This window comes from Saezia sanguinis, assembly GCF_963921665.1.
GTDB lineage: Bacteria > Pseudomonadota > Gammaproteobacteria > Burkholderiales > Burkholderiaceae_C > Saezia > Saezia sanguinis.
This window is the reverse complement of the sequence record NZ_CAWUGC010000020.1, coordinates 138,465-147,982: the sequence shown is the minus strand read 5'-3', so window position 1 is coordinate 147,982 and position 9,518 is coordinate 138,465. Positions and strand designations below refer to the sequence as shown.

At 54.3% G+C, this 9,518-nt stretch carries 2 protein-coding genes; both read left to right on the top strand.

Annotated elements, in window-relative coordinates:
* Nucleotides 1–277 precede the first annotated feature (277 nt).
* Complete coding sequence (locus tag AACY98_RS14985; protein WP_339806323.1) at nt 278–4,189, top strand: autotransporter outer membrane beta-barrel domain-containing protein; 3,912 nt, start codon at nt 278–280, stop codon at nt 4,187–4,189.
* Nucleotides 4,190–4,516: 327 nt separating this feature from the next.
* Complete coding sequence (locus AACY98_RS14980; protein WP_339806321.1) at nt 4,517–9,484, top strand: autotransporter outer membrane beta-barrel domain-containing protein; 4,968 nt, start codon at nt 4,517–4,519, stop codon at nt 9,482–9,484.
* Nucleotides 9,485–9,518 lie beyond the last annotated feature (34 nt).

Sequence of the window (9,518 nt, the reverse complement as noted above, 5' to 3'; positions counted from 1 at the left end):
TCTATCCACGCTTCAGCTAAGTAAGAGAAAGCTGCTGCCAACTCGCTTGAACTGCAGGCTCTGTAATAAATAAACCGCCAACTTATTTAGATGATTTTGTTTAGCTGAGGTTCGTTGTAATAACCACAATAGTAAAGTTGATAAATTTTAAAAGTGTGAATTATTTCACACTTTCCCATTGGACAGATCTCCCAAGCCATTGATATTGTGCAAATAGGTGCTTGCTTTATGCACCGGGCTATTTGAACAAGAGAGCGGCAAACCGAGGAGCATCATAATGAATAAAGTCCATAAAACGGTATGGAATCAGGCTTCAGGACAGTGGGTGGTTGTTTCTGAATTGGTTAAGGGGCATAGAAAGAGTAAAAGTGCTGTCAGCATACTGGCGCTGAGTGCATTGGCGTTGTTGCCTTCGGCTGTTGCATGGGCTGCAACGCCTGCTGGTATTTGTACAACTGTAGGGGCAGTGTCAACGTGCGACGGAGCCAATACGACGATTAATGCGCCGATCATTGAAGTCAGTGGTGCAGGGGCAACCGGTCCCAAAACGCTCAATGTGTCTAATGTGACCATTAATGGTGATGCGGCCACATTGCCAATAGACTGGCCTTCGATGATCAGTATGGCAGGTAATAACGGAGGGATTACGCCGCAGGATTATGGTTCTGTTACCTTGAATGTGGACAATGTAACGATGACCAAAACCGGGGCATCGGTCAATACCAGCGGATTGTACTTGCGTACCGATACAACGGATGCTACCGGTACAATCACCAGTAACGCACAGATTACGCTGACAGGAACAGCGGGGCGTACCGAAGGTATTTTGCTGGAGTCATTCAATGGCTACAGCTCTCTGCATTTACAGGCCGGGAGTGGCACCAGCAGCCAGATTCTGGTGAACAGCACAAGCGGGAATGGTGCCGGAGCCAGAGTGGTTGGTGTCAAGGGGGTGACCATCACGACTGACGCTGGCACTTTCATTCAGGTGATTGGCAGTACTTCCACTTCTGGTGGCAAAATTTACGGTATCCATGTGGGAAGTGGTTCTGCCCAGGCCGTCATTAACAATGGGGGAACGATTCAGACCAACGGGTACAATGGCCATGCCATATTGATTGAATCGCCTAAAGCTGAAATTACCAATACGGGTAATATCACGATATCAGGCCCGAACAGCTATGGTATTTATACCAACCAGCAGACCGGGACGAGCAGTGAGTCCTGGATTAGCAACAGTGCGGATATTGTCACCACCAGTTTTGAATCGGATGGGATTAGGACTGATCAAGCAGGGAGTGTCACAAATACCGCAACCGTTATTAACAGCGGCAAAATTACAACCAGCGGGCTGGTTTCTTTTGGTATTGATGTTTCGCAGATGGTCAGTACTGCAAGTGGCTCAATTACAGTACAGAATCAGGGTGATATCAAGACTACAGGCGGTGGGAATGCTTATGGCATTGGTGTGAATCAGTTGGTAGATAACGGTACGATGGGTGTCACCAACAATGCGCAGGTTGAAACGCAAGGTAGTTATTCTTACGGAATATATGCCAGACAAACAAACGCTGCAGACAGCGCTGTAACGGTGATGAATAACGATGAGATCAATACACTTGGAACCGGCGCTCATGCTGTTTATATATACCAAAGGGACAATGCGAACAGCACCATCGATGTGACCAGCAGCAGTACAGGGGTGATTGAAACACAGGGCAATGAAGCACATGGCATTTTTGCAGATGCCCGCAGTTCGGGTCTGACTCAAGTCAGCAATGCCGGTCAGATTACAACGACAGGAAGCACTTCACGGGGCATTTATGTTTCGGCCAGTCCCCTGTCAGGCACGGGTGGGGCGGTTGAAGTGAGCAATACCGGATCCATTCAAACTGACGGTGCCGACGCTGACGGTATTCGTGTGAATTCTGTGGGAACCGATGAGCTTAAAGTGCTTCAAGGTGCTACCGGAAATATCACCACGTTGGATGCCAGAGGCATTCATGTCACGGCTGATACGGGAGACGTACTGGTAACGGCCAGCGGTAACATTACTACCGGCCAGGCCACCGCCACCACGCACAACCATGGTATTGATGCAGGCAGCAACAGTGGTCAGACAGAAGTCGAGTTCAGCAACGGCACCATCAAGGTGGTGGGCACCAACACGGGTGGCGGCAACGCCATCGGCATCGCTGCATGGGACAGAGGCAGCACCAACAGCAGTGTACAAGCCTACATCAACCTGGGTGCTGGCGCCATTGTTGACGCCACCGAAGGCGTACTGGGGCTGCAAATCAGAAGCAACGGCACCGGGCAAATCGACATTGCCTCAGGAGCGCAAGTCCATGGCGGCCTGCTGGGCGGCGTACAACTCACCGGCACCGGCACCGGCATAGGCACCTACACCCTGAACAATGCCGGCGAAATCGATGCGATGAGTGACCTTGCTGTCCTCTCCTCAGCGCCTGCGGGCAGCACCCTGAGCATCACCAACGACGGCACCATCACCGGCTACCTCAGAGGCGGTGCAGAAGACACCACCTTCACCAACAACAGCTCCAACAGCTGGAACCTGAGAAACTTTGCCGACACCGATGGAGATGGCGTACGCGACACCAAAGCCGTTGCCGTCAGCGACTTTGGCGCTGGCAACGACACCTACATCAACACCGCCACCGGCACCCTGCGGCTGGCTGCTGTCAGCGGTGAAACCACCACCGTGACCACCGGTGAATACATACCGGCAGGTGCCCTCAGCAGCAGCAATGCAGGTATTGTGCACGGGCAGTTGCTTAACCTCAACCGCTTCGAGAACGCCGGCACCATTGACCTCAGCGCCAATGGACTGGCAGGTGATGTACTCGTCATCACCGGGGGCACCACCCCCGGCACCGATGGCGGCGGCCTCTACATCTCCAATGGCGGCAGCCTCATTGTCGACACCCACCTCAACGAAGGTGGTGTTAACAGCTTAAGCGACGTTCTGGTGGTAGACAACGTACAAATGGGCAGTGGTGCCACCCGCATCATCGTCAACCCCATGATCGGCAGCACCGGAGGCCTCACCATTGATGACGGCATCAAAATCGTCGAAGTCATGGGCACCCAGGATGCCGGCAGCTTCGTACTCGATGCACCGGTTACCTACGGCGCCTTTGAATACATCCTCGTACAAGGCACACTGCCCGGCAACGAAAGCCACTGGCACCTGCAAAACTACGACACCACCAGCAGCAACAACAACTGGTGGTGGGACTGGGCCAACCGCGCCCTGTGGAACCCTAACATCGGCTCCTACCTGGGCAACCAGTATGCAGCAGCCACCATGTTCAACCAGAACATCCTGGACCGTCGCGACAGCACCCGCTCGCCCGACCAGACCATCTGGATGCGCAGCAACTACAACCGTGCCCAAAGCGACATCCTGAACGGCAAACAGGAAGTCACCATCAAAACCGGACTGCTGCAAATCGGTGCTGACCTGATCCAGCAGGACAACCTGGTGGCAGGCGTATACGCCGGCTATGGGCATAGTGACATCGACAACAAATCCAGACAAACCGGCACCAGTGCCGACGGCAAAGTCAACGGCTATCAGGTAGGTGTTTATGGCAGCTGGCTGCCCGACAACAACGTAGGCCTGTTTGCCGACGTCTGGGCCTACTATGCGTGGTACGACAACAAACTCAGTGGCGCAGCGCAATACAGCACCACCAAATACGACAGCACCGGGTATGCGCTGTCAGGAGAAATCGGCTACGGGTTTGAACTCAGCCAGCAGGAGAATGGCCGCTCGTGGATACTCGAGCCCCATGCCCAGCTCATCTACACCCATGTTGATGCAGACGACTTCTACGACAGCCACGGCACCTGGTACAGCAGCAACAAAGGCAGTGGCATCCAGACCCGGCTGGGAGCGCGGCTGTATGGGCAGAATGCGCCCGGGCAGCATGGTGTCAACCCATTCATCGAAGCCAACTGGCTGCACAACAACCTGGACAGCGGCGTGAGCCTGAACGGGTACCAGGTCAGCAGTGACATTGGGAAGAACGTAGGGGAAGTCAAGATCGGCTTACAGGGCCAGGTCACAGACAGGCTGAGTGTGTGGGGCCATGTGGGAGCGCAGAGAGGCTCAGAGAGCTTTGAGCGTTATGAGTTCCAGCTTGGGCTGGGCTGGCAGTGGTAAGACACGCGAGCAGATGAGAGAGTAACAACAAGGGGGCCACAAGCCCCCTTGTTCTTTTTTAACTGCCGGATTGGTTGGATGCCGTTAAGTGGGTGCAGATCAGTCGCAAAGGGGATGAGTTTTTTAGACCATAAATAAATTAAAAAATCAAGTTGTGATGAGCCGTGTTTGTTAGCTACAACTGAGAGGCGAATAAAAACAGAAAGTGTGAAATTTTTAACGAACTCTGAATAGACAGTTCGGAGACCCCCTTGATATGGTTCGGGAGGGGCACTTTGGGTGCCTGAATGATGTAAATAAGAAGTGCAATAAAGAATGAGGGCATAAATGAACAAAGTGCATAAAACAGTATGGAACCAGACGTTAGGGCAGTGGGTCGTAGCCTCGGAGCTGGTAAAAGGTCAATCAAAAAGTAAGACGCTGAAAGTAACGGCAACAATCAAAGAGAAGGAAAGTGCGCATGGCACTTTCAAGTATCTGGGCGGGTTGGTTGTTGGCGCTGGCCTGGCATTGAGCCTGGCACCGGCATTTGCGGCAACCTGCACAACTTCCGGTGGGATACGTTATTGTGAGCAAAGTACCGCCAATGAAGTATTGAACTATGATGAAACGGGCCTGACGGTGCCTATCTATGTTCAGGGGACTTCAATTGCAGGTGGAGAGGCGCAAGCCACACTGACGTTGAATGACAGCAGCATAACAGGCGCAGCGAGTGGGCATGGCATTCTTGTGCGTGGTGAAGGCGCTTCATTGGTGCTTAATGGTACAAACTCGGTCACGCTGAATAATACAGCCAACGACACAGCCATATTGGTGATGGGTAACTATGGCAGTGGTGGTGATGCATCCATCGTTGTGAATGACCGGTTGGATATCAATGTCAACCATGCCGGTATGACCACTGCCGATGGTTTGGAAACGCATGGTGTGAACAGCAGCATCATTCACCATGGACAAGGGCGTATTGAGACCAATGGCGGCAATGCCATTTGGGCAGATGCAAGCAACAGAGCAGAGGTGATTATTGATGGTTCCTCTGTTGACCTGGTTGTTTCGGGCGACAGCAACAATGGCATTAAGGTGAGCTCGCAAGAAGCGGTTGTGGATATTTCCAACACGTCGATTACGACCTCAGGTACAAGTGCCAATGGCATATTTGCCAGAGGCAATAACGGTGAAGTTAATGTGAACGTCAACAACAGCACGATCGAGGCTGCGGGTTATGATGCTGCCGGTATTCGCGCTGAGCAGGCATCAGGGGCGACCACCGGCGATATCATTGTGACAACCGGCACGAACAGCACGATTATCTCCAATGGTGTTCAGGCCGAAGGCATTCATGCCTATATGGGCAGCGAATCATACGGTGGTGTGGCCAGCAGCGGCAATGTGATTGTGAACGCGGGGGGACGCATTACAACGCATGGCAATACGTTGGCAGAAGGTATTTATGGCGCCATCACGCATTCACAGGCTACTGGTAATGTGGATATTACGTTAGGCGGCACGATACAGACGACAGGCACGGGCGGTTCGGGGAACCGCGGTATTTTGGCCAGGCAGTATGGTTCTGGTGACGTCATTGTCAGACACCTGGGTGACAATATTCAAACTGCCGGCAACAATGCCTATGGGATTGAGGTTGGCACAGGGGGAACGGGTACAGATGGCGGTGTTTCTGCATCTGTCGGAGATGTTGGCGTTTTGGTGGCTGGCAGCATTAACACTTTTGGTGTGAAAGCGCATGGCGTATTTGTCAATGTGCAAAATAACGCCAATGCGATTGAGGTGGTGAACAGCGGCAATATCACGGTAAGAGGCAACGATACCTCAGGCATCCGGGTGAACTCTACCGGAAGCGGTGATATTCTGGTGCGTCACGAAGCGGGGGCTTCGATTACATCCGAAGGGACCAATACGGCCGACAGTGACACTGAGCGGACAGATGCCATTTATGTCGTGAAAAGTGCCGGGGCAACCGGTGACATTACGGTGATTGCCAATGGAGATATCACAACCGATGGCGCCAACCGCGCGACAGGTGTTCATGCGGCACATCTGGGCGATGGGGATGTGTTTGTAGGCGGCTCAGGCAATATCACAACAACGGCCACCAACAATGCAGGTACCAGTGTTTACAGCCATGGCATGGTTGCTTTGACCAGTGCGGGAGCCAATGGCAATGCGACGGTGAGTTATGAAACCGGCACGGTGACCACAGGTGGTGATAATGCGGTTGCGCTTTATGCGGCCAGTTCGGGTGCCAGTGGCAATGCACTGGTGGAAAATAATGCCGGAACGCTGACAACCAGCGGCACTGGCAGCCATGGCATGTATGTCAGCAATACCACAACGGCAGGGGGAACGGCTTCAGCAACGAACCTGGATGGCACGATTACCACAACAGGTACCGGCGCGCATGGCATTTATGCCACCTCCGCACAGGGGAAGATCACTGTTTCTAATACGGACAGTGCTATTACCACGTCCGGGCAATCAGCACACGCCGTTTATGCTCGTATCAACAATGCCGGGGTTGCCAGCGACGGCATGCTCATTGAGCAGACCGGCGGCACTTTTGAAACCGCAGGCTATGACAGCCATGGCATCTTCGCACTAACCAATGCAGCGTCGGGCGATATTGATGTGACGATGACCGATACAGTGATGACGCTGAAAAACGGTAACAGTGACGGTATCGATATTCAGAGCCAGTACACAGGCGCATCCAATGTCAATATCAATGTGACGACCAATGGCGGAGAAATCAACCTGGTGGACCCGGCAGTGGCAGCCACGGCGGGTGCCAACTATGGTATTGTGGTTTTGCAACGCTATGGGGCTTCCTCAGGGAATATCACCATTACCAATAACGGTACCAACATCAGTACTGGGCTGGCTGCGGACGGTACTTCTACAAATTCAACGGCCATTCATGCGGCATTTTCTGATAATGCCGCTTCGTCGGGCAATATTGAAATTTTTAACTCCGGCACATTGTCCACTCAGGGGACAAATGCAAACGGCATATATGGTGGAAGTGTTGGGACCGGAGATATCACCATTACCAACACCGGCGATATCACTGCGGCAGATGGGCGCGGGATTTATGTTGCGGCCAATACGGGAGACGTATTGGTAACCGCCAGCGGTAACATTACTACCGGCCAGGCCACGGCCACCACGCACAACCATGGTATTGATGCGGGCAGCAACAGCGGCAAGACAGAAGTCGAGTTCAGCAACGGCACCATCAAGGTGGTAGGCACCAACACGGGTGGCGGCAACGCCATCGGCATCGCCGCATGGGACAGAGGCAGCACCAACAGCAGCGTACAGGCCTACATCAACCTGGGCTCTGGCGCCATTGTTGACGCCACCGAAGGCGTCCTGGGCCTGCAAATCAGAAGCAACGGCACCGGGCAAATCGACATTGCCTCAGGAGCGCAAGTCCATGGCGGCCTGCTGGGCGGCGTACAACTCACCGGAACCGGCACCGGCATAGGCAGCTACACCCTGAACAATGCCGGCGAAATCGATGCGATGAGTGACCTTGCTGTCCTCTCCTCAGCACCTGCGGGCAGCACCCTGAGCATCACCAACGACGGCACCATCACCGGCTACCTCAGAGGCGGTGCAGAAGACACCACCTTCACCAACAACAGCTCCAACAGCTGGAACCTGAGGAACTTTGCCGACACCGATGGAGATGGCGTACGCGACACCAAAGCCGTTGCCGTCAGCGACTTTGGCGCTGGCAATGACACCTACATCAACACCGCCACCGGCACCCTGCGGCTGGCTGCTGTCAGCGGTGAAACCACCACCGTGACCACCGGTGAATACATACCGGCAGGTGCCCTCAGCAGCAGCAATGCAGGTATTGTGCACGGGCAGTTGCTTAACCTCAACCGCTTCGAGAACGCCGGCACCATTGACCTCAGCGCCAATGGACTGGCAGGTGATGTACTCGTCATCACCGGGGGCACCACCCCCGGCACCGATGGCGGCGGCCTCTACATCTCCAATGGCGGCAGCCTCATTGTCGACACCCACCTCAACGAAGGTGGTGTTAACAGCTTAAGCGACGTTCTGGTGGTAGACAACGTACAAATGGGCAGTGGTGCCACCCGCATCATCGTCAACCCCATGATCGGCAGCACCGGAGGCCTCACCATTGATGACGGCATCAAAATCGTCGAAGTCATGGGCACCCAGGATGCCGGCAGCTTCGTACTCGATGCACCGGTTACCTACGGCGCCTTTGAATACATCCTCGTACAAGGCACACTGCCCGGCAACGAAAGCCACTGGCACCTGCAAAACTACGACACCACCAGCAGCAACAACAACTGGTGGTGGGACTGGGCCAACCGCGCCCTGTGGAACCCTAACATCGGCTCCTACCTGGGCAACCAGTATGCAGCAGCCACCATGTTCAACCAGAACATCCTGGACCGTCGCGACAGCACCCGCTCGCCCGACCAGACCATCTGGATGCGCAGCAACTACAACCGTGCCCAAAGCGACATCCTGAACGGCAAACAGGAAGTCACCATCAAAACCGGACTGCTGCAAATCGGTGCTGACCTGATCCAGCAGGACAACCTGGTGGCAGGCGTATACGCCGGCTATGGGCATAGTGACATCGACAACAAATCCAGACAAACCGGCACCAGTGCCGACGGCAAAGTCAACGGCTATCAGGTAGGTGTTTATGGCAGCTGGCTGCCCGACAACAACGTAGGCCTGTTTGCCGACGTCTGGGCCTACTATGCGTGGTACGACAACAAACTCAGTGGCGCAGCGCAATACAGCACCACCAAATACGACAGCACCGGGTATGCGCTGTCAGGAGAAATCGGCTACGGGTTTGAACTCAGCCAGCAGGAGAATGGCCGCTCGTGGATACTCGAGCCCCATGCCCAGCTCATCTACACCCATGTTGATGCAGACGACTTCTACGACAGCCACGGCACCTGGTACAGCAGCAACAAAGGCAGTGGCATCCAGACCCGGCTGGGAGCGCGGCTGTATGGGCAGAATGCGCCCGGGCAGCATGGTGTCAACCCATTCATCGAAGCCAACTGGCTGCACAACAACCTGGACAGCGGCGTGAGCCTGAACGGGTACCAGGTCAGCAGTGACATTGGGAAGAACGTAGGGGAAGTCAAGATCGGCTTACAGGGCCAGGTCACAGACAGGCTGAGTGTGTGGGGCCATGTGGGAGCGCAGAGAGGCTCAGAGAGCTTTGAGCGTTATGAGTTCCAGCTTGGGCTGGGCTGGCAGTGGTAAGACACGCGAGCAGATGAGAGACAACAAGGGGGCC

Coding starts and splice junctions, on each gene's coding strand:
- AACY98_RS14985 (WP_339806323.1), top strand. CDS start 278: ATGAATAAAGTCCATAAAACGGTATGGAATCAGGCTTCAGGACAGTGG.
- AACY98_RS14980 (WP_339806321.1), top strand. CDS start 4,517: ATGAACAAAGTGCATAAAACAGTATGGAACCAGACGTTAGGGCAGTGG.